The sequence below is a fragment of the Microbispora rosea genome (assembly GCF_900156315.1).
In the GTDB taxonomy this organism is placed as follows: Bacteria; Actinomycetota; Actinomycetes; order Streptosporangiales; family Streptosporangiaceae; genus Microbispora; species Microbispora rosea.
Map to the genome: position 1 here is coordinate 36,435 of NZ_FTNI01000015.1, position 22,759 is coordinate 59,193.

The following is a 22,759-nucleotide window of genomic DNA, read 5'->3' on the forward strand; positions in this document are numbered from 1 at the left end:
GGCGGGGCCGTCACCCGTCGAGCATCTCCAGAAGGCGGCGCAGGTGAGGCGGCACGTTGCGGAGCCGTACGGCGTCGTCCGCCGCAGGGCACGGAGTCAGCAGAGCTCGCAGCCCAGCCAGGTCGATGAACCGCAGGGCGCCCATGTCGACGGTGATCTCGCCGCGTTCGCTCTTCGCCTCGGCGAGCGCTTTCGCCACTGCGGCGCTGTTCGAGAGGTCGACCTCCCCGTCGAGGATCACCGACGAGTCCGCGGGAGACCACCTGATGCTGAGGTAGGTGTCCGTGTAGAGGACGCCGCAGTGGCCGCCGGCCGAATTCACGAAGCGCACCGGCGGGGCGAACCGGTGTATGGCGGGATATCCGCAGGTCGTGGGCACATGTTCTCGGAGCAGGACACGGTGAACGGCGTCACGGTCCCACCTCCTCGCTGGAAATGGAGATAATCACTGAGCGTTGCCGTCCGACAGCGCATCTGTCAATGGTTAGCCCAGTTAATATTCAACGAAGGTCAAAGACCCGACGCTTCTGGCCGGCGCTTGCGACCCACGCCACCGACCGACCAGACCGTGTCCTTCTGCGGTCGCAGCTCGCCGGGCTCCGGCCGCCATTCGGGCACCTGGACCAGGCCGGGCTCCACCATTTCCAGGTCGCCGAACAGCGGCAGGATCTCGGCCCGGGTGGGCAACCGCAGGCGGCCGTCGTCCTTGACCGCCCATTCGCCGGCGAACAGCAGGGCGAGCTTGTCGGTCACCTCCGGCCGGAGGTCGGAGATCGCGTGGCTGATGACCACATAACTGCCGGGCGCGATCGCCTCGCGCAGGCGTGCGGTGATGGCCATCGTGAGGTCGTCGTCGTTGATCGCCGCCAGAACCGAGACGAGCAGGACGCCCACGGGCTCGTCGAGGTCGACGAGCTCACGCAGCCGCGGATGCGTGAGGATCGCGTCGGGGTCGCGTACGTCGCCGTGGACCACCACGACGCGCTCGTTCTCCTCCACCAGCGCCTGGCCGTGGTTGACCACGACGGGGTCGTTGTCCACGTAGACAACGCGGGCGTCGGGGGCGCACTCCCGTGCGATCTCGTGCACGTTGCCCTGCGTCGGCAGGCCGCAGCCGATGTCGATGAACTGGCGGATCCCGGCAGCGGCCAGGAACCGTACGGTCCTGCGCAGGAACTTTCGCCCCTCGCGGCACATCAGGGGGAGCTCCGGCGCGATGAGCAGCGCCGCCTCCGCGGCCTCGCGGTCCGCGGCGAAATTGTCCTTCCCACCGAGCCAGTAGTCGTAGACCCGGGCCTCGTTGGGAACGGACGGGTCGAAACCCACAGGCTCGACCGGGGGGAAACCCGGCATGATCCTCCGTTCAGCCCTGATGACCGATATTACCGGTGCAACAGGTGCCTCAATGAGGATTCGGGGGCGTTCGGGACTGCGGCGCGGACGTCGCGATGCGGCCCGAGCCTTCTCGGGCGGCGGATCAGCAGTAGGCGGCGGCCTCTGCCGTGAAGCCGGCCCACACGGCCTTGCCCACGGGACGTAGCCGCGCCCAGCCCCACATGCGGCTGACTCCGGCGACCACCTGCAGGCCGCGCCCGGTCTCCGCGACGTAGTCGGGCTCGCGCAGCACCGGCGGGTCGTTGCTGGGGTCGGTGACCATGCACAGCAGCGCGCGGGACGAGCGGAACATCAACAGGCGCACCGGCAGGGGGTGGATGGCCTGGTGCCGCAGGCCGTGGCGCAGCGCGTTGGTGACCAGTTCGCAGACCGCGAGCGCGGCGTCGTCGGCGACGTCCTCCATGGACCAGGTCCGCAGCACCCCGGCGGTGAAGTGCCGCGCGGTGCGCGCGGCGAGACTCTCACGGTGGAACTCGTGCACGGCCACCTGGGGGACGCTGCACGGTTCTTCGCCGCAGGTCCACGGCCAGCGCTTGCCTTCCGGAAAGACCTGCTCAAGTGTGCCCAGCCAGGGGTCCCGGGCAACGCTATCGGCTTCTGCGAGGGAAGCGCGGTCTGTCCGATAACCAGTCATTGAGAGCCTTATGAGGTTGATGTCGACCATGTGGCGGGGATGACTCAGTAAGTCATACTGCTCCCATTGATGCTCCTGTGCAAGTACAGATGCACGTGCAAACGCACGAATGTCGTTGATTGGGCTGGGATTCCGAAACGAGGCGCCCGTGTCCGTGATCTACAACGGAATGCCCTCATCTCATCTGGGGCAGCAGGCCTGGCGCAAGAGCCGGCACAGCAATCCGAGCGGCAACTGCGTCGAGATCGCCGCGCTGCCCGACGGGCGGGTGGCCCTGCGCAACTCCCGGCACCCGGCCGGGCCGGCGCTGATCGTGCCTCTTCAGGACATGGCCGCATTCCTCCGCTCCGCGAAGGAGGGCGAATTCGACGACCTTCTCGGCGAAGTGGAGAAGTGATCGCGCCACTTGCGCGCCCCGAAGCGGCGGGTATCGTTAACGTGACGTAAACGTCGGTGCACCTCAAAGGACCCCATATGACTGCGGCCCCTACGGAGGGTGTGCCTCTCCCGCTCGACCTGGCGGCACGGTCACGTCGCAGCCCGACCGTCCTGCGCATCCTGCTCGGCACCCAGCTGCGACGGCTCCGCGAAAGCAGGCACATCCGCCTGGAGGAGGCCGGCCAGTCCATCCGCGCCTCCCACTCGAAGATCAGCCGGATGGAGCTCGGCCGCGTCGGATTCCGCCGCCGTGACGTCGCCGATCTCCTCACCCTGTACGGCGTCACCGACGAGAGCGAGCGGGAGGCGCTGCTCTCGCTCGTCGCCCAGGCCAACGCGCACGGCTGGTGGCACAAGTACGACGACGTCCTGCCCTCCTGGTTCGAGGCGTACGTCGGCCTGGAGCAGGCCGCGAGCGCGATCCGCTGTTATGAGGTGCAGTTCGTGCCCGGGCTGCTGCAGGCCCCCGAGTACGCGGAAGCGGTCGTGCGGCTCGGCCATCCCGACGCGTCGGACGAGGAGGTCGAGCGCCGCGTCCGGCTGCGGATGGACCGCCAGGAGGTGCTGGTCCGGCCGGATCCGCCCGTTCTGTGGGCGGTGATCGACGAGGCCGTGCTGCGACGTCCGGTGGGCGGGGCCGAGGTGATGCGGGCCCAGATCGAGTACCTGCTCGAGATGATCACCCTGCCGCGTGTAACGCTCCAAATCATTCCGTTCAGCGCCGGCGGGCACGCCGCCGCCGGCGGGCCGTTCAGCATCCTGCGCTTCGCGGGGGTCGGCCTGCCCGACGTCGTCTACCTCGAACAGCTCACCAGCGCCATCTACCTGGAGAAGCGGGAGGACATCGACCGCTATCTCGCAGTCATGGAGCGACTGTGCATCCAGGCCAGACCGGCCTCGGAGACCAAGCGGATGCTGCGGCAGCTCATGACGGAACTGTGACGATGCGCTAGCGTCACGTGCGCACCTCGCTGCCGCACGCCCGCAGGAGACGATGGCGCAAGCCGTACCCGAAAATACGTGTCAGGTGCGCGTGGGCGGTAAATGGAGTACTACCACACCGTGGGGCAAGCAGGAGGGCGGTGAGAACCTTGGCGGGTAGCCTGCTCAGCCTGGAATTCGACCGAAGTTCGGTAACCAGGGTGCGGCATCTCGTCATGGTGTCGGCGCAGGAGGCCGGACTCGAGGGCGTGGCCCTGGAGGACTTCGTGCTCGCGGTGCACGAGGCGGTCACCAACGCCGTCCGGTATGGCTCGCCGCCGCGCGGGATCGCCATGTGGCGTGAGGCGGGAATGTTGGTGGCTGAGATCACCGACAAAGGTCCCGGCATACCCGACGATGTACTGGAGCGCGAGCAGACGGTGACGCGGTTCGACTTCGGGGGACGCGGACTGTGGCTCATGAACCGCCTGGCCGACCTCGTCGTTCGTACGGGGGCCGAGGGAACGACGATCCGCCTCTGCATGACGGTTTCTTGATCGACTTCTGACTTCCGCTGAGAGCGGAGCACGGGCCGCCTGACCGAAACCAGGCCTCCCCATCTCGCCGAACCTCGTCTGCGCACATGGTTAGCGCCGTTATGAGCTGGGCACTTCTGATCTCGCCGCCCTGCCGCCAGGGTCGGACGGCAGACAGGTAGGGCGGGCCGTAATCATTATTTTGGTGCACCGGAATTTCGGGCAATCCGGGTCGGGCGCCGAAGCCTTGCTAGGCTGCAGGGAACCGTAGAACCGGGCGTTGTCTCACCCGGCAGGTGAGACCGTCGAGAAGTGGGGTCACACCGTGAAGAAGCTGCTTGTTCTCGCTCTGGTCGCCGTCGGCGGGCTTCTGGTCTGGCGCAAGGTGCAGGCCGACCGCGCCGAGCTCGACCTGTGGACCGAGGCCACCGGCAGCGAGAACTGACCACCAGGGATGGTGCTTGATCGTGGCAAGGGTACGGGAATGAGCCCCGTGAAGCTGGCCTGTCTTGACTTGGCCGGGACCACGATCGGTGACATCGACATGGTGGAACGGGCGTTCGCCGAGGCGATCGCCACGCAGGGCATCGTCCCCGGGACCAGTGCCTATGCCCGTGCCATGGTGCATGTGCACAGGTCTCGGGGATGTCCCAAAATCGAGGTCTTCCGGGGCATCTTCCCCGGCAACGAGGCCCAGGCGCAGGCGGCGAACCTGACCTTCGAGCGCTCCTACGAGGGAGCCATCGAACGGGCCGGGCTCGTGCCGCTGCCGGGGGCCGTCGAGGCCATCGCGAAGCTGCGCGACGCGGGCCTGAAAATCGCTCTGATCACCGGATTCAGCCGGGCGACCCTGGGACGGGTGCTGAGCAGCCTCACCTGGGTCGACATGCTGGATCTCGCGCTGTGTCCCGAAGATGCCGGACGCGGCCGTCCCTACCCCGACATGGTGCTCACCGCCGTCCTGCGTTCCGGTGTCGACGACGTACGGCAGGTCGCCGTGGCGGGCGACTCCGAGAGCGACATGCTGTGCGGCCGGCGCGCGGGCGCCTCGATCGTCGCCGGAGTGCTCACCGGCGTCCACAGCAAGGATCGGCTGCTCGGTGGCGGCGCGACGCACATCATCGAATCCGTCGCCGACTTCCCCGGGCTCGTCCTCGGCAACGAGGTCGACGCCTCGCCCGTGGCCACCTCGGCCACCTGATCGCCGTTCGTCTTCCTACGGGTCCTCCCGGCACGGGAAGCCGCGCGGGCGGCACGGCGGTATCGAGTGGCGCTCGGGTGCGGGCTGTTGCTACGGTGTACGCACCGGCGGCCTGTGGATCTGCCCATATGCGCAGTTCGCACCCGTCAGGGGGCCTTAGCTCAGCTGGCAGAGCGCCTGCTTTGCAAGCAGGAAGTCAGGGGTTCGAATCCCCTAGGCTCCACCTGGTAAAATACCCCGTCTCCATGATCGGAAGCGGGGTGTGGGTGACCAACTGGGTGACTAAGCCTAGGGTTGAGCCATGCTCATGCCCCTCTATCCGCTGAAGACCGCGCGATTGCTACTTAGGCCGTACACCTTCGACGACTTCGACGCATTCCACGACATCCAGTCACGGGACGACGTGACGCGCTACCTTCGCTCTGATAACCGCGATCGTGAAGAGGCGCGCCAGGAGCTGACCAAACTGATCGGGTTGGAGGCGCTCCGCGAGGAAGGTGACAAGCTGGTCCTCGCGGTCGAACTGCCGGCGACCGGCACCCTGATCGGTGATGTCGGGCTCTTCTGGACGAGTCGTGAACACCGGCAGGGCGAGATCGGCTACATCTTCCATCCCGACCACAGCGGCAAGGGGTACGCGACGGAGGCGGCGACGGAGATGCTGCGGCTGGGGTTTGAGGTCCTCGGCCTGCACCGCATCGCCGGAAGTATCGACGCGCGCAACGACGCGTCGGCCCGGGTCCTCCAACGCCTTGGCATGCGGCGTGAGGCCCACTTCGTCCAGAACGAGATGATTAAGGGAGAATGGACCGACGAAGTCGTCTACGCGATGCTCAACGACGAATGGCGGGCCCGGGAGAAGGCCTAACTAAGCCTCTTGTTCACCTCGGGAGATTTCATCCATCGCCGTCGCACCCTCCTGCATCACGGGGCGAATCTGGCGGCGATAGACCGTCTCAGTGACCACGGTCCTCGCGCGAGGCTGTCGAGCTGCTTGGCCACCTGGTGCTGTCGCCTGTCGCGCGTGCTTATCCCGCTCTGAGAAATTGCTCAAAGGCTTCCCGTGCCAGCGCGGACACACTCTTGCCCTCTTGCTCGGCGCGGGCCCTCGCGCGTTCACGCAACTCCTCGGGGAGTCTGAAGGAGACCCTTGGGGAATGGGTGCTATCGCCTGTGAGCGATGGACGTCCGGGGCGATTGGTCGGCACGGGTACGCGGCCTTCGTCGATCGCGCGGTGGACGTCGCCGATTGCGTCCCGTACGTACTCGTCCGTGATCAGGTTGCCTTTGGCGTCGTAGATCTCTTCGGAGTCGCTGTCGATATCGGAGTCGTGGTCCAGGGCCAGTTCGATGTCTTCGGGTGGCCAGGCTGCCTCGTGCTCAGTCATGGCGTCCTTCTCCGTAGCGCGGTCGGCATCACGTGGATGATCACTAGAGCTTTGTCGGTGAGGATGCCGATCACCTCCAGCTCTATGCCCCGATCGTCGGGGCCGATCCAGACCCATCGATCCTCCAATGTCGGGTCTCTAGCCGGCACGATCACTGGGGGCCCAGATCGGACAACATGCATGGCATGCGCCTGCCCGATGCGGTGCCTCCTCGCTGACCGGTAGAAGCGCAACTTCTTCATTCCCATATTATGTCGGACACAACCCTTGTAGGTAGGGGGTTCCGGTCTACAGCGAGCCGACCAGCGAAACGGCGGTTGCCTCCTGGGCGTCGGCGGCTATGAAGAGGTCGGGGTGGATCAGAGGGCGCCCGTGCCCACCGACAGGTCGCGAGCCCGATCTCCGGGCCATTAGCGGGCCATTAAGGGCGGTCAACAGGGGGTACTCGCGGTCACCCGTGGACTGCCTCTCGCCGAGGTCGGAGCCGTTGTCCCTGGTGATCAGGCCGATTTGCAAGCAGGAAGTCAGGGGGTTCGAATCCCGTAGGCTCCACCCACTCGAAAGCCCAGGCCAGGGTTCCTTTTCCCCGCCTGGGCTTTGATCACTAGCCAGTCTTTACGCTCTTTTGCGCCCGTTGTATGTGCCCGATCCGCTCACGAGTTGTCCTACCTAGGCTGGGAGCAGGGTAAGTGCGGGCACGTGTACGGGGCGGATCACTGAGAAGTCGCGGATGTCGATGGTCATCACTTCGGTGACTCGCATCCGCTCCGCCACGGCTACTACTGAGGCGTCGGCGGCACCCAATGGAAGATCGTGGTAGCGCTCGATGAGGACTGCGATTCTTGAGAGGTCGGGCTCACTGAGATCGACCAGCTGAAACCAGCCGGACTCAAGTAGCCGAAGGAAGGCTGCCTCTGCTTTGGCGCCACCGAGCTTGCCGAGCATATAGCAGCTCTCGCCAGCAACGAAGCTGGGGACGAGCAGTGGCCGGTTGGCTTCCCGAAGACGGATGAACTCTCGTATGCAGCGTTCGTGGTTCTTGTCGTCCTGAAAAGTAGCGGCCACAATCGGGCCCGTATCAACGACGATCACGCCTCGCGTCCGTAGCCCTCAACGAGAATTTCTTCCACCTGCTCGGATGCGTCGCTCCTGCCGGCGCGGAAGGCGCCGAAGAGCGTGGGCAGACCATCAGGGCCAAGATCCGGGTTCTCTGTGCGTGAGTGGACCAGTTGGAGGAGTCGCGCGCGCTCCTCACGCACCTGATCCGGCCGGAGTTGGTCGATCAGTCGGTGAAGATCCTCGTACTCTTCCAGCGGCGCCGTCATGTCTCCGAGTCTACGTGTCGCATGTGATCGTTTCCGCAGGTGCGGCTAATGCCTGAACCGAGCTTCCCCGGGCAGGGCGCGAACGTACGACCGACCCGCTGCTCTCGGTGACTCTGTGGGGGGCGGACATGCATGGCCACGTCGCGAGCGTGATCGCCGGGTCAGTAGCGGGCCATTAGGGGCGGTCAACAGGGGGTACTCACGGTCACTCGTGGACTGCTTCTCGCCCAGGTCGAGGCCGTGCCCCTGGTGATCAGGCCGATTTGCAAGCAGGAAGTCAGGGGTTCAACTCCCTAGGCTTCGTCAGCCAAAACGCCGCTTCTTCGCTCACGGGAAGCGGCGTTCGTGCCATCAGCTCTTGCCGCATCGTGCTCCGCCTCAACTTGCGCGCTCAGCGCATCGGCGACCTTCCGGATCATCATCACGCGTGGCGTGCTGGTAGATGAGCGCTGCTCGGTCGCTGTCGTGCCACATTCGGGCCTCGAGGTCGGCCAGGCTCGCGCCCGACTGCGCGGCGAGTGTGTTGCCGGTGTGCCGAAGGTCGTGGAAGTGCAGGCCCTTGACGCCCATCTCCTTGAGCGCTTCCGCCCACTTGGCCTCTCGCCGGAAGTTGCCGCCGCGCAGGTAACCGCCTCGCTCGCCGAGAAAGACGAACGCCTCGTCGGCCTGGCCGACGAACTCGGCACGGTGCTCGGTGAGCGCGGGGACGATCGCCGAGGGGATGCTGACGGTGCGATTGCCGGCCTGCGACTTGGGCGGTGCCAGCACCATTTTCTCCGCCATCCAGGTCGATGAGCTGTTCCCGCAGGCGGTTCGTACGTGCGTTGATGTCGATGTCCGAGCGCCGCAGCGCGATGCCCGGTTGAGCGAGTTGCCGTACCTACGGTGGTACCGATCCGGAGCGCCGTTTCTGATGGTCAGCCAAATTTGCTGGATGCTCTTCATCCTGGTCGGCGGCCGGGCCCGCGGGTGACTCGGAGCCGGTTCACCGCCTCGATGACGGGCGCCGCGCCGTCCTCTGCCGAGACCCGGACCGACAGGGCCTGGGCGCGCTGCCGGTAGGCCGGGTCGGTTACCGCGCTGGTGAGCGCGGCGGCCAGCCGTGCGGGCGTCAGGCGGCGGAACGGGATCGCGGCCGGAGCCACGCCGAGTGCCGTCAGCCTGGACGCCCAGAACGGCTGGTCGTTCATCACCGGCACGGCCACGGCGGGCACGCCCGCCCGGACCCCGGCCCCGGTGGTGCCGCTGCCGCAGTGGTGGGCGACGGCGGCCATACGAGGAAAAAGCCAATCGTGCGGTACGTCGCCGACCGCCAGTACGTCGTCGGAGATGTGTCCCCGCAGGCCCGTCTGCAGCACGCCTCGCAACCCGGCCCGCCGCAGCGCCTGCACGGCCAGATCCGTGTACTGCTCGGCCCGCGTGCCCGCCAGGCTGCCGAAGCCGACGAAGACCGGGGTGGGCCCCGACGCGAGGAAGTCGCGCAGCACCGGATCCGGCCGCCAGTCCCGCGGCTGGAGCGGCCACCAGTAACCCGTGATCTCCAGCCCGGGCCGCCAGTCGGCCGGGCGCGGCAGCACCAGCGGGCTGACCCCGTGGAAGACCGGCCAGTGTGTGCTCTCCCGGCGCCGGTAGAGGTCGCGCGGGGTCATCGGGGGCAGCCCAAGCCGGGCCCGCATCTTCGCGCTCATCCCGGCGATCAGCGGGCCGGCGGCGGGCACCTCGAACGCGAGCCGGGCCGCCCTGCGGTTCCCCCACCGCCCGAGCGACCCCTGGAACAGGCTCATGACCGGCGGGAATTCACCCGTGGGGTCTATCGGCTGCAGGTGCACGCCCATGCTCGGCACGCCCATCGCCTCGGCGACGTGAGAGCCCTGCGCGCCCGCCACGCCCAGCAGGAGCAGGTCCGCCTCCTGCTGCTCGGCGATCCGAGTCAGCCCGTCCATGAGCTGCTCGCTGTACTCCTTGAACGCGCCGATGGAGATGCGGCCGGTCAGTGCGGAGAGCGGATCTCCGGGAAGCGGCAGATGCTCCAGGCCCGCGTCAGTCACTGATTCCGCGTACGGCTCGTGGGCGGCGATGGCCACCTCATGCCCGGCCTCGCGTAAGCGCACCCCCAACCCCGCGTACGGTGCCACGTCCCCCCGCGTACCGACTCCTATGATCAGAACCCGCATCCACGTCACCACCTGTCTCGGTTTGTCATGCAGTCGCATGGTAAAACGGGGCAGTAAGCTTTTACCATGCACTCGCATGAGAAAGTGGTGGGCCGTGCCGAAGATCGTCGACCATGACGACCGGCGACGGCACATCGCCGAGGCCGTGCACCGCATCATCCACGACAGGGGCATGGAGAGCGTCAGCCTGAGGGAGGTCGCCGCCGAGGCCGGAATGTCCATGGGCGCGGTGCAGTACTACGTCACGACGAAGAACCAGATGCTGCTGCTGGCACTGGAACACATCGGGATGTGGATCGGCAATCGGGTGGCAGCCGTGGCCGCGCGCCGGTCCACGCCGCTCGACCTGCTGCGAGACACCGTGCTGGAGCTGTTGCCGCTGGACGACGAGCGCGGCTACCTGAACCGCGTCGGACTGGCGTTCCAGGCGAGCTCGGTGGTGGACGACCACCAGGCGGTGGCGATGCGAATGGGGTACTCGCACCTGCTGTCCTTCTTCGCCGAGCAGATCAGGGCCGCCCAGGCCGCCGGGCAACTCGCCGCCCACCTGGATGCCGCCAAGGAGGCGAGCATCCTGTACGCCTTCGCCCAGGGCATCGTGAACGCCACCCTGGTCGGGCACTACACGCCCAATGAGGTCGCGGCGTTGCTCGACTACCACCTGGCGCGGCTCCGCGCGGGGTGACGGGCCGTAGCGGGAATCCTCGGCCGGCCCACGCCGTAGCCGACCAATGGGCTGCGTACCTGCCGAGGCCGGCCGCCCCGTCGCCTGATGCACGTACGGCTTGACCTTCAACCCCTCGAACTCGCCCGGCGCCGGCGGCACATCCTTACCGCCTTCTGCGCGGCTTGAGCGAGGAGTCGGCGTCTACTGCCGCGGTCACCGGCCAGTCCGCTACGAGAACTGTCCAGGGGAGAGACGCCTCGCCCGAGCGGGGAGGCGATCGCGTGGTTCAGCCCATGAAGGGCTTGAAGATGGAGACCACCTTTGTGACAGCACGGTCGGCGTCCCCGTCCGCGATCGCCTCGACCAGCTCGTGATGGTGGCGGTGTGCCGCGTCCTCGTCTTCGCTCTTCTCGTCGCGCATGTGGGCGGCGAAGATGTCGAGCATGCTGGAGTACAGCTTGACGTAGAGAGGGTTGTGCGTCGCTGCCACGATCGCGTGGTGCAGGGCGAGGTCCGCGCCCGCTCGCAGGTCGGGATCGTCGGTCGACCAGCTCTCTTCCCGAGAGTCGCGCAGCTCCCGCAGCAGTTCGACGTCGGCATCCGAGCGGTTCAGCGCGGCCAGTGCCGCCGCAGCGCTGTCAAGGGCAAGGCGTAGTTCCAGGTAGTGGCGACGGGTGCCACCGGCGAGCTGACGTTCAAGAGTGCCTGTCAGCTCGGAGCTGGAGATGACGAAGGTGCCGCGGCCCTGCTCACGGCGCAGCAGGCCTGCGTGCACCAGCGACTGCACCGCCTCGCGCACCGTGTTCCGGCCGATCCCGAACTCCGACACCAGTGCGGCCTCGGTCGGTATCCGTTCACCGACCGGCCAGCGTCCAGAGGCCACCTCCTCGCGGAAGCGCTCGGCAGCCTGATCGATGAGTCCCACTCGACGCATCGGCTGTCGCGTGCCAGACTCTTCGTGAGTCATCCCATAATCCCATCATCTGCTGACCTTCTACCGGAGTATAACGTGACATCGCTCTCCTCACCGGTCGTTCCGTTACGCCGTGGGCGCCTGACCTTGTTGGCCGGGTTCGCCATCGCCCTGACAGCGGTCAACCTGCGAACCGCCGTGACCGGGTTCACTCCGCTCCTGGAGATCATCGGATCCGATCTCGGCTTCGGGGTGACGCTGTCCGGTCTGCTCGGCACCGTGCCGGCGGCGTCCTTCGGCATCTTCGGATTTCTCGCCCCAGCGGTGACGAAGAAGTTCGGACTCGAGCGCACGGCCACTGTGGCGCTGGGCCTGACGGCTCTGTCGCTCCTGATGCGTGCCTTCTCCCCAACGCCCTCGTTGCTGGTCCTTTCGACCGTGCTGGCGCTGGCCGGAATCGGGGCCGCGAACGTCGTGATCGTTCCGTTGGTGAAGGCCTGGTTCGCGGATCGACTGGCCATGGGGACCTCGCTTTACCTGATCCTCCTGCAGGCGGGCCAGTTCATCGCCCCGCTCCTCGCGGTCCCGGTCGCGGAAGCGGCGACGTGGCGGCTCTCGGTAGGCATCTGGGCGGGACCGGCTGCTGTGGCCGCTGTGGTCTGGCTCGTCCTGGCAGTCAGGCTGCCCGCCGATCATCACGCGCCCGCGGCCGTGACGGCGACCGATGCGAGGCCGAGGATCAGCCGATCATCGACCGCCTGGGGCCTGGTGATCCTCTTCGCGATGATGTCGCTGTCCAACTACGCGATCATCACCTGGGTCCCGGCGGTGCTCACCGACGCAGGAGGCAGCGCGACTCTGGGCGGCTCCATGGTCGCGCTCTACTCGGTATGGGGCATGCTCGCGGCTCTGGTGGTTCCACAGCTGGCCACGCGCATGACGAACCCGTTCGTCGTGGTCGTCGGATGCGCGATCTTCCTGGTGGCGGGATACCTGGGCCTGCTCCTGTCGCCGCTCGACGGCACGCTGATCTGGGTGTGTGCGCTGGGAATCGGGGTGAGCACCTTCCCGCTCTGCATGACCCTCATCAACCGTCGAACCAAGAGCCCGCAGACGGCCTCTGCCGTGTCGGGATTCGTGCAAGGCATCGGCTATGGGCTGGCGTGCTTGGGCCCGATCGGTCTGGGCCTTCTGCGCGAGGCGACCGGATCATGGTCGATCCCGCTCCTGGTGCTCGCCGCGAGCGCCATCCCCGGGATGATCGCCGGCTGGTTCGCTTGCCGTCCTCGCTTCGTGGAGGACTCTGCGCCACAGCCGACGAAGCGCGAGGCTGACCAGCTGCCGCGATAAGGGTCATGCATCGTGCGAGTTGCACGATTTCATCGTCGGGCATCGCCTGATAACGCTCGGCAGAGATAAGACACGACGGCTGGGCTCCACGCATTCACAGGCCACCTCCCATGATCCGGAGGTGGCCTTTGCGGTCTCGTACGGCAACGAGCCACGGCAACCGCTATGAATCCGATCGCAGTGGGGGAAAGACGGCCGGGCCGAAGCCCGAAGTCTATTCGGGGTGCGACGACAGATCGCGCTCAGGCAGACTGCGCGGATGAGCGCGCCCACGCCTGCATCGCCGCAGGAGCAAGCCCTTCGCCATGTCGAGGCCCGGTCGTCAGGGGATCCGCTCGACCCTCGGTCGCGTGTGACCCTCAACTTCCACCCCGACCGCTCGGCCGGCGGCCGGCAGATCCTGCTCCGGCTGGCCGACGACGGCGTCTACCTGTCGCAGTTCGTCACCGGAACAAGCAACGGGGGACTCACGGCTCACCCCGGCGGCGACCGGTGGCGCTGGGAAAGCAGGATCTTCGGTGGAGCGTACGACCACGCACCTGCAGAGGAGCGCCCCGTCTACGGCGCGCTGAACTTCCGACGCAGGTCCATCGGCGCCGCGCCACGGTTCGGCTCCGCCCACTTCAGGCTGACGGCCGAGGCTCTTCGCCGAGCCACGTTCTGCTACCCGGACAGCTTTTTCGAGCCTTCGGCGTTCGGTGTCGCGTCCCGCATGGCGCTGATCGAGCTGGCCGAGGCTGACGACCCGGACCTCCTGGACGACTACATCGAGGCTCAGGTGCACGGGCCGGTCAGGCTCGACCGGGACGTGGAGGCCCTGGTCCTCGATCCCAGCTATCGCGGCACGGCTGTGGAGGCCGCGGCCCGCCGGCTTCCATGCCCGGTGGAATGGCATTCCGGATTCCGCCTCACGATCGAGCATCTGCGCCGCCACCCGAACTACCGGGGGCAGGAGTACGTAGCGCTCGGCGCCGAGATCGCGGTCGACGGCCTGCTCGATCCGCGGATCATCGGAGACGCTGCCCGCACCGGGCGTTACGACGTGCAGGCACTGAAGAAGGTCTGGCACTGCGTGGCGCGCTTCGGCTCGTCTCTGCCCCCGGCTGGTGAGATTCCAGACCCCCACCGGCCCGCGGGGCGAGGGGCGGCCGGCGTGGCCTGCGGTGCCGGGTGATGGGCACCGCAGGCCACAGGTGCGGGCTAGCTGTTCCAGGTCCACTTCTGGTTGGTGCCGCCGTGGCAGGCATACAGCTGGATCTTGGTGCCGTTGCCGGTGCCCTGCCCGGTGGCGTCCAGGCACAGCCCGGACTGGACGCCCTGGATGGAGCCGTCGGAGTTGACGCGCCACTTCTGGTTGTCGCCGCCCCAGCAGCTGTAGATCTGCACCTTGGCGCCGTTGCCGGTGCCGGCCGCGTCCAGGCACTTGTTGCCGTACACGCGGATCTCGCCCGCTGAGGTGGAGGACCAGGTCTGGTTGGTCTGGCCGTTGCAGTCCCACAGCTGCACCTGGGTGCCGTCGGCGGTGCTCGCGCCGGGCACGTCCAGGCAGCGGCCGGAGGCCACGCCCTTGACCGACCCGCTACCGCCACCGGGGGTCGGAGTCGCGGTCGGGCTGGGGGTCGGGCTGCCGCCGGGTGACGGGGAGGGGCTGCCGTCGCCGAGCGTGAGGTTCTTCTGCTGGACCTGCCACTGGGTGTTGCACAGGCCGCAGTTGGAGCCGACGAAGTTGGCGCCGGCCGTCGTGTCACCCTTCAGCCGCCACTTGAGGTACAGCACCGCCACACGGCCGAACTCGCCGCCGTTGGTCTGCGTGTAGGTGCCACCGTGCCCGACGTTCAGGTTGCCCATGAACGCGGGCAGCCCCGCCGGCAACTTGCCCCAGTCGTCCATGGCGTTGGGGTAGGCGATGTCACTGGGACCGCCGATGAAGTAGGCGATCGGCTTCGTCAGCCGGCGGAGCTGGTAGTCGTCGGAGTCGTTCAGCAATCCGCTGCTGAAGATGGTGGTCGTGGTGACACGTGAGTCGTTCGAAACGGCGTAGGCCTCCAGCCCGCCGCAGGACCAGCCTCCTACGGCGATCTTGCCGGTGTCGATCCTGCCGTTGTATTTGCTGCCCTGGCGGCTGTTCTCCGCGACTGCCCAGTCGATGGACTGGGTGAGCATCTGGGACGTCGTCGATCCGGAGCCGTTCGGGCTGCCGCTGGCGATGACCAGGAACCCATGTGAGGCGATCTCGCGGAGGAAGGGCAGCTGCCCCGTCCCGTCGGCGGAGCAGCCTCCGTTCCCCCATACGAAGATGGGGAGTTTTTCGGACGGAAGGGTGTTGGGCCGGTAGATGGTGTGGTTGGGCAGGCTGGTGGAGGTCTCGTAATCAGCCGGGTAAGGGCCCGAGCCGCCGACCGCCGCGGCGGCCGGCTGCGTGGTCAGCGCCACTATGCCGGCGCAGACCGGGGCGACCGCGGCCACCACTAATGCGCTGATGATCGAGCGTTTTCTCATTTCGCCCTCCGACGGTGTCACGACGGCGCTTCGCGCCCGAATCTGGAGATTGATGTGGCGAACAATCGACTGCGCGTTGCGCCCGTGTCAGGCGAAACGAGCCGATGAGAGCAGCGTGCAGTTACTATCACTGCGGTAACAAAAAGTGTCAAGCAACGGCATTCGGTCGGTCGGCCGGCACGCGTACGGACCGGTGACGCTCCTGCCTCATCCGGATCCGGGCGTGGGCCGCCCGGCCATCGGGAGGGCGCAACCGGTCCTGCCAGGCGCCGGGCGGACGGACCGGCGCCGAGGACTTCGCGGCAGGTCACGATGCCCGGCCGGACTGACGCTCCGGCGGGATCTCGCCGGTGGCGGGTCAGTCGAGAAGCCACGCGCGGCAGCGGGCACGAAACGCGTCCCGGCGTACGGGCGGCCGCTCGGGCGCGTGAAAGTTTCTTCAGCCGCCCCCGCCGACGAAGGTCGCAACGGGGTCCTCCGATGCCTGGAAGTGGGTGATCCATGACGCGGCGTCCGGCCAGTACGGCGTCGCGACCTCGACGAGCCGCGCCTCGGCGAGCGAGCCCAGCGCGGAATGGATCTCCAGCATGAGTTCCCTGGCGGCCTGGCGGGGCCATGGCACCGGCAGGAGGTGCTCGGGGAGGTTCGGGTCGATGTCCGGGAACTTCCGCCAGGAGTCCATGACGGAGGTCCGCACCACCAGCGCCCGGGTCGCGTCGATCTCCCCGTTGCGGACGGCCACTCGCAGGTCCGAGTACTGCGCGAGGAAAGCCTCGTAGGCCGAGGCGAGGCCGGCCAGGTCGTAGGCGGCGGCCGGACCGTGCGGGCCGGTCTCCTCGGCGAATCGCGTGTTCATCACCGACCATCGAGCGCCGTCGACGTCGTCGAGGATGTCACGCAGCGCCTGGGTCACCGGGCCTGAGTCGGATCCAGGCCGGATCCACACGCTGTCGTACAACCGCGCGAAACCCAGCGCCCCCAGAGCCTTGCGGACCGCGTGTCGTGGGGCCTGACCGGACTGGGCCTGGCCCGACTGGGGGATCGAGAAGGAAACCGTCACCCAGTCGCCGGTCCATCGCGGCGGGCGTGCGCCGAAGCTCAGGAAGTGATCCATCCGTACGCGATGCCTGGCGATCGCCTGAGGCGTGAGGTGGTAGACGGGCGGCCGTCCTGATCCCCGTACGGCGATCAGCCCTCGCTTGGTCAGCCGGGACAGCGCGGCCCGCGCGCTGGGCTCGCTGATGCCGAACTCCCTGAGCATCGCGACCACCGCCATCGAGGGAAGGCTCGCGTCGGCGGAGTCGAGGTACTCACCGAGCAAGGTCGTCAGCAGGTGCTGCGGGTTGGGGCCGGCCTGGGCCCGTGGGGCTCCGTCATCGTCGCGAGGTACGTGGACACTCACGTCATCAGCTTGCCTCACGACGACGCCCCTGCCGCACGGGTACGCGATCGCGCGGCGGCTCTGTCACCCCCCTGAGGGCGATCGCCGAGCCGCCGGGGCGTCATGCCCTATAAGGGCGCGTTCCCTGATCCAGGGCAGGCCGCCTCCGCCGTGCAGGTGGAGGGGGCGCGGTGTGTTCCAGGGGCGGATGTGGTCCAGGGGAACCCCCGCGGGCGCCGTCCGAAACATAAAACTACCGGTCCGATTGTTTCAGACACTTCACCGGGAAAATATTGACGCTCAGGTGAACGGAGGCCTAGTGTCCTGGAGCAATGATCCACATGACACTCCGAAAGTTTCGTACTCAATGGTGATGTCAGAAGGCTCTGTAAACGAAAGACCAGGTCGGCATGGCGGTGCTGAACCTGTCGGGCACGTGCGAACCGAAGCCTGAAGCGGCACGGCGCCGTCGCCGCCCTACACGCGTAGGAGGCGTCCGCAGAGCGCAGCGCATCCTCCCGGTGCCGGACCGCACATCACGTCCCTGACCACACCGAGCGAAAAGAGGTCGCCGTGAAGTTACGCAACGTCTCAGCGGTCGTGTTCGCCGCTACCGCGGCCCTCAGCATGGCAGCGTGCTCAGGCTCGTCGTCCGGGACTTCCTCCGGCGGGTCCGACGGCAAGTCGTTCGAGTTCTGGTCGTTCACCGGGATCGACGCGAAGGGGTCCGCCGCCGAGTACAAGGCGAAGAGGCCGGACATCCAGATCAAGCTGACCGAGGTGGGGAACGCGCAGGAGACGGCGCAGGCGCTCACGACGGCGCTGGCCGGCGGCAAGGTGCCCGATCTGGTGCTGATCCAGGGCGACGACCTGCCCAAGTTCGTCCAGCAGCCGCAGAACTTCGTCGACCTGCGCACGATGGGCGCCGACAAGATCAAGGGCGACTACCTCGACTGGGTGATCAGCCAGCCCACGGCCAAGGACGGTTCGATCATCGGCATCCCGACCGACGTCGGCGGCATGGCCATCGCCTACCGCGCCGACCTGTTCAAGAAGGCCGGGCTGCCGACGGACCGCGAGGAGGTCAGCAAGCTCTGGCCGACCTGGGACGCCTTCATCGAGACCGGCAAGAAGTACACGGCGGCCACCGGCAAGGCGTTCGTCGACAACGCCGGCGGGAGCATCTACTCGCAGGTGGTCAACCAGGGGCAGGAGAAGTACTACGACCCCGCGGGCAATCTGGTGTACGAACGGAGCCCCCAGGTCAAGTCCGCCTTCGACCTGGCGCTCAAGGCCGTGGCCGCCGGGATCACCGCCAAGCAGAGCACCTTCACCGAGGGCTGGAGCGCCGCGATGAAGAAGGGGGACTTCGCCGTCATCGCCGCACCGGTCTGGATGCTCGGCTCCATCCGCGACAACGCCCCCGACACCACGGGCAATTGGGACATCGCCACGATCCCCGGCGGCTCGGGCAACTGGGGCGGCAGCTTCCTCGCCATCCCCAAGGGCGCCAAGAACCCGAAGGCCGCCTGGGACTACATCGCCGCCACACAGTCGCCGCAGGGCCAGCTCGACCACTTCTCGAAGGCCAGGTCGCTGCCCGCGACCCCGTCGGTCTACAAGGACCCGAAGCTCACCTCCGCCAAGGACGAGTTCTTCTCCGGCGCGCCGATCGGCACGATCTACACCGACTCTCTGCTTGGCCTGAAGCCGTTCCTCATCGGGCCCGACAGCACCACGATCGGTATTGAGTTCACGAACGCCATCACCAACGTCGAGCAGGGCAAGGGTGATCCCGCGAAGGCGTGGGACGCGGCGGTGACCAACATCAAGAACGCGATCGGCGGCTAGGACCCTTCACGAGCGCCGCCGGCGCGGGCCGTCCTCACGGCACGGCGCCGGCGGCGGGGAAGCGAGCAGACCGTGACGACGAGCATCACCCCCACCAAGGCGGGACTGCCCCCCGCCCCGCCGGTGGAGGCGGCGCGGCGCGGTTTCACCGAGATCATCGCCCCCTACGCCTACATCGCCCCGTTCTTCGTGCTCTTCGCGGTGTTCGGCCTCATCCCGCTGCTGTTCACCTTCTACGTGGCGCTGTTCGACTGGAACCCGATCGGCGAGCACGTGTTCGTCGGCATGGACAACTTCAGCCGGCTGGTCGGGGACGTGCGGTTCTGGAACGCGGCGCGCAACACCGTGAGCATCTGGCTGCTTTCCACCGTGCCGCAGTTGCTGATCGCGCTGGTGCTCGCGCACATGCTCAACCACGTACGGCTGCGCCTCGCTGTGTTCTTCCGCATGACGATGCTCGTGCCGTACATCACCTCGGTGGCCGCCACGGCCATCGTGTTCGCCCAGATGTTCGACCGTGACTACGGGTTGCTGAACTGGCTGCTCAGCCTGGTGGGCTTCGAGCACATCGACTTCATCCAGTCGGTGACGGGGAGCCATGTGCTGATCGCCGTCATGGTGACCTGGCGGTGGTTCGGTTACACGGCGCTGCTCTACCTGGCCTCCCTGCAGGCCGTCCCCCGGGCGATCTACGAGGCGGCCGCCGTCGACGGAGCGGGAGGTGTGCGGCAGTTCCTGCACATCTCCCTCCCCGCGTTACGCCCGGTCATCGTGTTCACGATCGTGACCTCGACGATCGGCGGGCTGCAGATCTTCACCGAGCCTCTGCTCATCAACCGCGGCGCGGCCAGCACCTGCGGGCCGATCCGCCAGTGCCAGACGCTCACGCTCTTCCTGTTCGAGCAGGGGTTCACCCAGTTCAAGTTCGGCTACGCCGCGGCGATCGGCGTGGCGCTGTTCGTGATGGTCGTCGCGCTCGCCGGCCTCAACTACTTCCTGTCCACCCGGATCCGCCCGGTCAAGGGCTGAGGGGGCGATCATGCGCACGACGAGGCCACGCTCCGGTGATCGGGTCCGATGGTGGGTCTACGCGCTGCTGGCGCTCGCCGCCTTCGCCTGCCTGTTCCCCCTGTACTGGATGTTCATCGTCGCCACCACCGACACCGCGACGGCGATCAAGCTGCCGCCCGAGATCGTGCCGGGCGGCAACTTCTTCCACCTCGCCGGCCTGGTGTTCTCGACCGTGCCGTTCGTCCGGTCGATCGTCAACAGCCTGATCGTGGCCGGGTCGATCGGCGTGGGCCAGGCGGTGCTGTGCGCGCTGGCAGGCTTCGCGTTCGCCAAGATGCGCTTCCGCGGCCGCAACGCGCTGTTCCTGTTCGTCGTCCTGACGATGACCGTGCCGACCCAGCTCGCCATCGTCCCCCAATACATGATCATCTCGTCGCTGGGCTGGGTGGACACGCTCCAGGCGCTGATCGTCCCCGGCCTGGCCAACGCCTTCGGCATCTTCTGGATGCGCCAGCACATCGCGTCCGCGATCAGCGACGAGATCCTCCAGGCGGCCCGCATCGACGGGGCGTCGACCTGGCAGATCTTCTGGCGCGTCGCGTTCCCGCTGGTACGTCCCGCCGCCTTCGTGCTCGGTCTGCTGGGCTTCGTCACCGCGTGGAACGACTTCCTGTGGCCGTTCGTGGTGCTGAAGTCGCCGGAGATGTACACCGTCCAGATCGCGATCAAGGCGTTGCAGAACAGCTTCAACATCGACCTCGGGCTCGCCATGTCCGGCTCCTTCCTCGCCACCCTCCCGTTGCTCGTCCTGTTCGTCTTCGTCGGGCGGCGCATGGTGGCCGGGATCATGAACGGCGCCTTCAAGGGCTGAGGCCGCCGTCAGGCCGGCCTTCGCGCTCTCCGGTGGCGGTTGCGTGCCGGAGTCCAGCGCCGGCTCCGGGCCCGGGCGGGTCACCTCGCCCACGACGTGGCTGCGGTGCGGGAACCGTCATCGTGGCCCTGCTGCCTGGCCGCATTCGCCCTGGGGATCGGAGCGCTCGGCTTCCCGGACCTGACGGATCAGGCCGATCGGCCCGTCCTGTGGCCGGCCGCCTCGCCGAGCGAGGCGGCCGGTCCGGTCAGAGTCAGGCCTGGATCTGCTTCTCGTGCCAGGTGTAGTAGAGGTAGGTGCTGCCGGGCCCGGTCATCGTGCCGTAGACCTGCCAGAAGCTGTTGGGGCCGAGCGAGTAGCGGAAGACCTTGTCTCCGGGCCGGTCGTCCACGAACTCGGACCAGGTCCCGTTGTTCCAGATCCGTACCTCGATGGTGAACGTCTCGGTGTCCGGGATGTCGAGGCAGATCTCATACGTGTACTCCAACGGACCGCCGATGTTGTAGGTACGACCGTCCACGGCCGGTCGCTCGACATTGGTGGGGACGTAACTGGTCAAAACCCGTGTGTACCCGCCCGTGGAGCAGTCGACCGCAGGTGTGGCTGCGGATGCGGGACCGATGCCGGTGATCGTGGCGGCGAGGACGCCGGTGGCGACGGCGAGAACGGAGATGGTGCGCTTCATGCCTCTCCTCATCCGTGCAGTGACCCTTCACCAAATAGTTGAAGGCTGAACTGATTCTGGCGTGATTGCCGTATCCGGACAAGTCCGGACAAGAATCCTGCACATTCGAGTCAAGCGGGTCGCGTCCAGTTACTGGGCCAGGCGCACTGGAACTATCGGTTCATATAGGAGCCTGCGACGTGACGAATCCACGGCACCATTCCGGCTCGGGCGTTCCTCATTGCGTCATCGACGCCTGAACCGCGTCGCAATTCCACATCCGGCCAATGTGGCGAGCAGGATCGATTATGCGTTTTTGTGCGGTCCTTTTCCCATCGCTCCATCGTCGCGACCTGAAGGAGAAGAAAGATGTCCGAGCCCCTCCTGTTCGTCATCGACCCCAACCGGTGCCGACCGGAACGCCGAATACCAGGCCCGGCGACCCCGTGGGCGTCCTCTGCTCTCCGTGCGCCTGTGCGCCGTCGGGCAGCACGGCCGGCCAGGCTCATCCGTTCACGTGGACGCCCAGGCCAGGGACCGGTTTGTCGGCCTGGGCCTCGATTGATGAGAGGCGCTAACGTCGCTCCATGGCCGGACATCTCGGGCGGTTGTCCGCAGCCCAACCTATTCGCACCGCGGGAGCGATGTATGTCCTCTTATGTTGCGCACCGTAATGGCCGGGCGGCGAGCGCCGAGGAGTTGGCGCCGCTCGCCTTCGGGGCCTATGCCCACTTCACCGCCATGCAGGTGCGTGGAGGCCAGGTCCGGGGCCTCGACCTCCATCTGGAACGGCTGCGATCCGCCTCCCTGGAACTGTTCGGCCGGGCATTGCCCGACGATCGCGTGCGGGCCTGCCTGCGGGCGGCGGTAGAGGCCGGTCCGGCCGACCTTTCGCTCACGGCCACCGTCTACCCCCCGGCGGCCGAGTTCACGGTGACGGGGACTCATGGGGGGCCCGAGTTGCTGGTGCGTACCGGACCGGCCGCGTCCGGCCCGCAGGGACCGCTCGCGCTGGCTGTGGTCGAGTACGAACGGGTCCTCCCGGCCGTGAAGCACGTCGGAGAGATAGCCAAGACGTACTTTCCGCGGCAGGCCGTTCGACAGGGCTTCGATGACGTCGCCTTCGTCGACCGGCGGGGCCGGCTCAGCGAGGGGTCGATCTGGAACCTGGCCTTCTGGGACGGCACCGCGGTGGTGTGGCCCGAGGCCGAGATGCTGAACGGCACCACGATGGGAATCGTCCGCAGGCAACTGGATCGCCTCGGTGTGCCCCAGCGCGTACAGGAGGTCACGCTCGCGGACCTGCCGGCTCTGGCGGGGGCTGTGGTGATGAACTCGTGGACCCCGGGAGTGCCGGTGCACCGGATCGGCTCTGTGCCCTTGCCTGAGGCGCTGTCATTCGTGCAGGTGCTGCATCGGGCCTACCAGGCCGAACGGCTCACCTCGCTGTAGGAGAGGCGGCCCGGTCGCGTCCCAGACCGCCTCCACGGAAGGGCCGGGCCGCCCCCACCTCTCCATCCGCCCCGTGCGTCCCTGATCC

The 22,759-nt window shown here is 67.3% G+C and carries 26 protein-coding genes and 1 tRNA gene; 14 read left to right on the plus strand and 13 right to left on the minus strand.

Features of this window, described 5'->3' with window-relative positions; translation table 11 throughout:
* Positions 1 to 10: 10 nt before the first annotated feature.
* The 3 genes from BXA11_RS21135 to BXA11_RS21145 form a co-directional block, all read right to left on the minus strand.
* The gene (locus BXA11_RS21135; protein WP_159454817.1) at positions 11 to 322 is read right to left on the minus strand and encodes an STAS domain-containing protein; all 312 of its coding nucleotides are present in this window, start codon (positions 320 to 322) and stop codon (positions 11 to 13) included.
* A 188-nt stretch (positions 323 to 510) separates the two neighbouring features.
* Entirely contained in the window at positions 511 to 1,353 is an 843-nt protein-coding gene (locus BXA11_RS21140; RefSeq protein ID WP_076437052.1) for an SAM-dependent methyltransferase, read from the minus strand.
* A gap of 124 nt (positions 1,354 to 1,477) precedes the next feature.
* Positions 1,478 to 1,882: an ATP-binding protein gene (locus tag BXA11_RS21145; protein ID WP_051762686.1), complete on the minus strand. Its 405-nt coding sequence runs from the start codon at positions 1,880 to 1,882 to the stop codon at positions 1,478 to 1,480.
* A gap of 295 nt (positions 1,883 to 2,177) precedes the next feature.
* Here BXA11_RS21145 and BXA11_RS21150 point away from each other — a divergent pair, with 295 nt between their 5' ends.
* The 7 genes from BXA11_RS21150 to BXA11_RS21175 all read left to right on the plus strand — a co-directional run bounded on the left by BXA11_RS21150 (position 2,178) and on the right by BXA11_RS21175 (position 5,993).
* Positions 2,178 to 2,426: a DUF397 domain-containing protein gene (locus BXA11_RS21150; protein WP_143734424.1), complete on the plus strand. Its 249-nt coding sequence runs from the start codon at positions 2,178 to 2,180 to the stop codon at positions 2,424 to 2,426.
* Positions 2,427 to 2,503: 77 nt separating this feature from the next.
* Complete coding sequence (locus tag BXA11_RS21155) at positions 2,504 to 3,409, plus strand: helix-turn-helix domain-containing protein (RefSeq protein WP_076437056.1); 906 nt, start codon at positions 2,504 to 2,506, stop codon at positions 3,407 to 3,409.
* A 149-nt stretch (positions 3,410 to 3,558) separates the two neighbouring features.
* A complete protein-coding gene (locus BXA11_RS21160; RefSeq protein WP_143734425.1) occupies positions 3,559 to 3,945 on the plus strand; it encodes an ATP-binding protein in 387 nt (128 codons plus the stop codon).
* Between the two features lie 304 nt (positions 3,946 to 4,249).
* Complete coding sequence (locus BXA11_RS43975; protein WP_208802288.1) at positions 4,250 to 4,369, plus strand: DLW-39 family protein; 120 nt, start codon at positions 4,250 to 4,252, stop codon at positions 4,367 to 4,369.
* A 39-nt stretch (positions 4,370 to 4,408) separates the two neighbouring features.
* Positions 4,409 to 5,125, plus strand: a complete 717-nt coding sequence (locus BXA11_RS21165; RefSeq protein WP_076437061.1) for an HAD family hydrolase — start codon at positions 4,409 to 4,411, stop codon at positions 5,123 to 5,125.
* 150 nt (positions 5,126 to 5,275) lie between these two features.
* A tRNA-Ala gene (locus BXA11_RS21170) sits at positions 5,276 to 5,348 on the plus strand.
* Between the two features lie 78 nt (positions 5,349 to 5,426).
* On the plus strand, positions 5,427 to 5,993 hold the full coding sequence (locus BXA11_RS21175; protein ID WP_076437063.1) for a GNAT family N-acetyltransferase: 567 nt from the start codon (positions 5,427 to 5,429) through the stop codon (positions 5,991 to 5,993).
* A gap of 160 nt (positions 5,994 to 6,153) precedes the next feature.
* On the opposite strand, the gene BXA11_RS21180 is transcribed toward BXA11_RS21175, so the two are convergent.
* From BXA11_RS21180 to BXA11_RS21210, 6 genes are all read right to left on the minus strand, one after another.
* Positions 6,154 to 6,513, minus strand: a complete 360-nt coding sequence (locus BXA11_RS21180; protein ID WP_076437066.1) for an Arc family DNA-binding protein — start codon at positions 6,511 to 6,513, stop codon at positions 6,154 to 6,156.
* Entirely contained in the window at positions 6,510 to 6,755 is a 246-nt protein-coding gene (locus tag BXA11_RS43245) for a hypothetical protein (protein WP_159454818.1), read from the minus strand. Before BXA11_RS43245 ends, BXA11_RS21180 begins: the two co-directional genes overlap by 4 nt.
* 427 nt (positions 6,756 to 7,182) lie before the next feature.
* Positions 7,183 to 7,605 (minus strand): type II toxin-antitoxin system VapC family toxin, encoded by a 423-nt coding sequence (locus BXA11_RS21195; RefSeq protein WP_076437072.1) that lies wholly within the window; start codon positions 7,603 to 7,605, stop codon positions 7,183 to 7,185.
* Positions 7,602 to 7,838: a hypothetical protein gene (locus tag BXA11_RS21200; protein WP_076437074.1), complete on the minus strand. Its 237-nt coding sequence runs from the start codon at positions 7,836 to 7,838 to the stop codon at positions 7,602 to 7,604. The genes BXA11_RS21195 and BXA11_RS21200 overlap by 4 nt, the downstream gene beginning before the upstream one ends.
* A gap of 378 nt (positions 7,839 to 8,216) precedes the next feature.
* Positions 8,217 to 8,609 carry a tyrosine-type recombinase/integrase gene (locus tag BXA11_RS21205; protein WP_076437076.1) on the minus strand — a complete coding sequence of 131 codons (393 nt, stop codon included), beginning with the start codon at positions 8,607 to 8,609 and terminating at the stop codon, positions 8,217 to 8,219.
* Positions 8,610 to 8,779: 170 nt separating this feature from the next.
* Complete coding sequence (locus BXA11_RS21210; RefSeq protein ID WP_342202689.1) at positions 8,780 to 10,186, minus strand: glycosyltransferase; 1,407 nt, start codon at positions 10,184 to 10,186, stop codon at positions 8,780 to 8,782.
* Here BXA11_RS21210 and BXA11_RS42275 point away from each other — a divergent pair.
* Positions 10,089 to 10,697: a TetR/AcrR family transcriptional regulator gene (locus BXA11_RS42275; RefSeq protein ID WP_159454819.1), complete on the plus strand. Its 609-nt coding sequence runs from the start codon at positions 10,089 to 10,091 to the stop codon at positions 10,695 to 10,697. The two genes, BXA11_RS21210 and BXA11_RS42275, sit on opposite strands and share 98 nt — an antisense overlap.
* Positions 10,698 to 10,965: 268 nt before the next feature.
* On the opposite strand, the gene BXA11_RS21220 is transcribed toward BXA11_RS42275, so the two are convergent.
* Positions 10,966 to 11,604 carry a FadR/GntR family transcriptional regulator gene (locus BXA11_RS21220; RefSeq protein ID WP_275409719.1) on the minus strand — a complete coding sequence of 213 codons (639 nt, stop codon included), beginning with the start codon at positions 11,602 to 11,604 and terminating at the stop codon, positions 10,966 to 10,968.
* A gap of 84 nt (positions 11,605 to 11,688) precedes the next feature.
* On the opposite strand from BXA11_RS21220, the gene BXA11_RS21225 reads away from it, so the two are divergent.
* Both BXA11_RS21225 and BXA11_RS21230 read left to right on the plus strand, forming a co-directional pair.
* On the plus strand, positions 11,689 to 12,942 hold the full coding sequence (locus tag BXA11_RS21225) for an MFS transporter (RefSeq protein WP_076437082.1): 1,254 nt from the start codon (positions 11,689 to 11,691) through the stop codon (positions 12,940 to 12,942).
* 352 nt (positions 12,943 to 13,294) lie between these two features.
* Complete coding sequence (locus BXA11_RS21230) at positions 13,295 to 14,116, plus strand: DUF3626 domain-containing protein (RefSeq protein ID WP_239105079.1); 822 nt, start codon at positions 13,295 to 13,297, stop codon at positions 14,114 to 14,116.
* A gap of 26 nt (positions 14,117 to 14,142) precedes the next feature.
* On the opposite strand, the gene BXA11_RS44690 is transcribed toward BXA11_RS21230, so the two are convergent.
* Together BXA11_RS44690 and BXA11_RS21240 are read right to left on the minus strand one after the other, a co-directional pair.
* Positions 14,143 to 15,441 (minus strand): RICIN domain-containing protein, encoded by a 1,299-nt coding sequence (locus tag BXA11_RS44690; protein WP_076437084.1) that lies wholly within the window; start codon positions 15,439 to 15,441, stop codon positions 14,143 to 14,145.
* Positions 15,442 to 15,880: 439 nt separating this feature from the next.
* Positions 15,881 to 16,843, minus strand: a complete 963-nt coding sequence (locus tag BXA11_RS21240) for a PaaX family transcriptional regulator (protein WP_076437087.1) — start codon at positions 16,841 to 16,843, stop codon at positions 15,881 to 15,883.
* Between the two features lie 552 nt (positions 16,844 to 17,395).
* Here BXA11_RS21240 and BXA11_RS21245 point away from each other — a divergent pair.
* The 3 genes from BXA11_RS21245 to BXA11_RS21255 all read left to right on the plus strand — a co-directional run bounded on the left by BXA11_RS21245 (position 17,396) and on the right by BXA11_RS21255 (position 20,555).
* Entirely contained in the window at positions 17,396 to 18,673 is a 1,278-nt protein-coding gene (locus BXA11_RS21245; protein WP_076437089.1) for an ABC transporter substrate-binding protein, read from the plus strand.
* A 72-nt stretch (positions 18,674 to 18,745) separates the two neighbouring features.
* Positions 18,746 to 19,702, plus strand: coding sequence for a carbohydrate ABC transporter permease (locus BXA11_RS21250; protein ID WP_076437091.1), 957 nt, complete (start codon positions 18,746 to 18,748; stop codon positions 19,700 to 19,702).
* 10 nt (positions 19,703 to 19,712) lie between these two features.
* Positions 19,713 to 20,555: a carbohydrate ABC transporter permease gene (locus BXA11_RS21255; protein WP_076437094.1), complete on the plus strand. Its 843-nt coding sequence runs from the start codon at positions 19,713 to 19,715 to the stop codon at positions 20,553 to 20,555.
* 253 nt (positions 20,556 to 20,808) lie between these two features.
* Here the strand turns inward: BXA11_RS21255 and BXA11_RS21260 are convergent, their stop codons facing one another.
* Complete coding sequence (locus BXA11_RS21260; protein WP_076437096.1) at positions 20,809 to 21,240, minus strand: hypothetical protein; 432 nt, start codon at positions 21,238 to 21,240, stop codon at positions 20,809 to 20,811.
* A gap of 627 nt (positions 21,241 to 21,867) precedes the next feature.
* Between BXA11_RS21260 and BXA11_RS21265 the strand changes: the two genes are divergently transcribed.
* Positions 21,868 to 22,671 carry an aminotransferase class IV family protein gene (locus BXA11_RS21265; RefSeq protein ID WP_076437099.1) on the plus strand — a complete coding sequence of 268 codons (804 nt, stop codon included), beginning with the start codon at positions 21,868 to 21,870 and terminating at the stop codon, positions 22,669 to 22,671.
* The last annotated feature ends 88 nt before the right edge of the window (positions 22,672 to 22,759 follow it).

Bases quoted from the DNA above. Each gene is read 5' to 3' on its own strand.
- BXA11_RS21140 (WP_076437052.1), bottom strand. From the start codon at position 1,353: ATGCCGGGTTTCCCCCCGGTCGAGCCTGTGGGTTTCGACCCGTCCGTT.
- BXA11_RS21155 (WP_076437056.1), top strand. From the start codon at position 2,504: ATGACTGCGGCCCCTACGGAGGGTGTGCCTCTCCCGCTCGACCTGGCG.
- BXA11_RS21165 (WP_076437061.1), top strand. From the start codon at position 4,409: ATGAGCCCCGTGAAGCTGGCCTGTCTTGACTTGGCCGGGACCACGATC.
- BXA11_RS21175 (WP_076437063.1), top strand. From the start codon at position 5,427: ATGCTCATGCCCCTCTATCCGCTGAAGACCGCGCGATTGCTACTTAGG.
- BXA11_RS21180 (WP_076437066.1), bottom strand. From the start codon at position 6,513: ATGACTGAGCACGAGGCAGCCTGGCCACCCGAAGACATCGAACTGGCC.
- BXA11_RS43245 (WP_159454818.1), bottom strand. From the start codon at position 6,755: ATGAAGAAGTTGCGCTTCTACCGGTCAGCGAGGAGGCACCGCATCGGG.
- BXA11_RS21200 (WP_076437074.1), bottom strand. From the start codon at position 7,838: ATGACGGCGCCGCTGGAAGAGTACGAGGATCTTCACCGACTGATCGAC.
- BXA11_RS21205 (WP_076437076.1), bottom strand. From the start codon at position 8,609: ATGGTGCTGGCACCGCCCAAGTCGCAGGCCGGCAATCGCACCGTCAGC.
- BXA11_RS42275 (WP_159454819.1), top strand. From the start codon at position 10,089: ATGAGAAAGTGGTGGGCCGTGCCGAAGATCGTCGACCATGACGACCGG.
- BXA11_RS21210 (WP_342202689.1), bottom strand. From the start codon at position 10,186: ATGCCCCTGTCGTGGATGATGCGGTGCACGGCCTCGGCGATGTGCCGT.
- BXA11_RS44690 (WP_076437084.1), bottom strand. From the start codon at position 15,441: ATGAGAAAACGCTCGATCATCAGCGCATTAGTGGTGGCCGCGGTCGCC.
- BXA11_RS21255 (WP_076437094.1), top strand. From the start codon at position 19,713: ATGCGCACGACGAGGCCACGCTCCGGTGATCGGGTCCGATGGTGGGTC.
- BXA11_RS21260 (WP_076437096.1), bottom strand. From the start codon at position 21,240: ATGAAGCGCACCATCTCCGTTCTCGCCGTCGCCACCGGCGTCCTCGCC.
- BXA11_RS21265 (WP_076437099.1), top strand. From the start codon at position 21,868: ATGTCCTCTTATGTTGCGCACCGTAATGGCCGGGCGGCGAGCGCCGAG.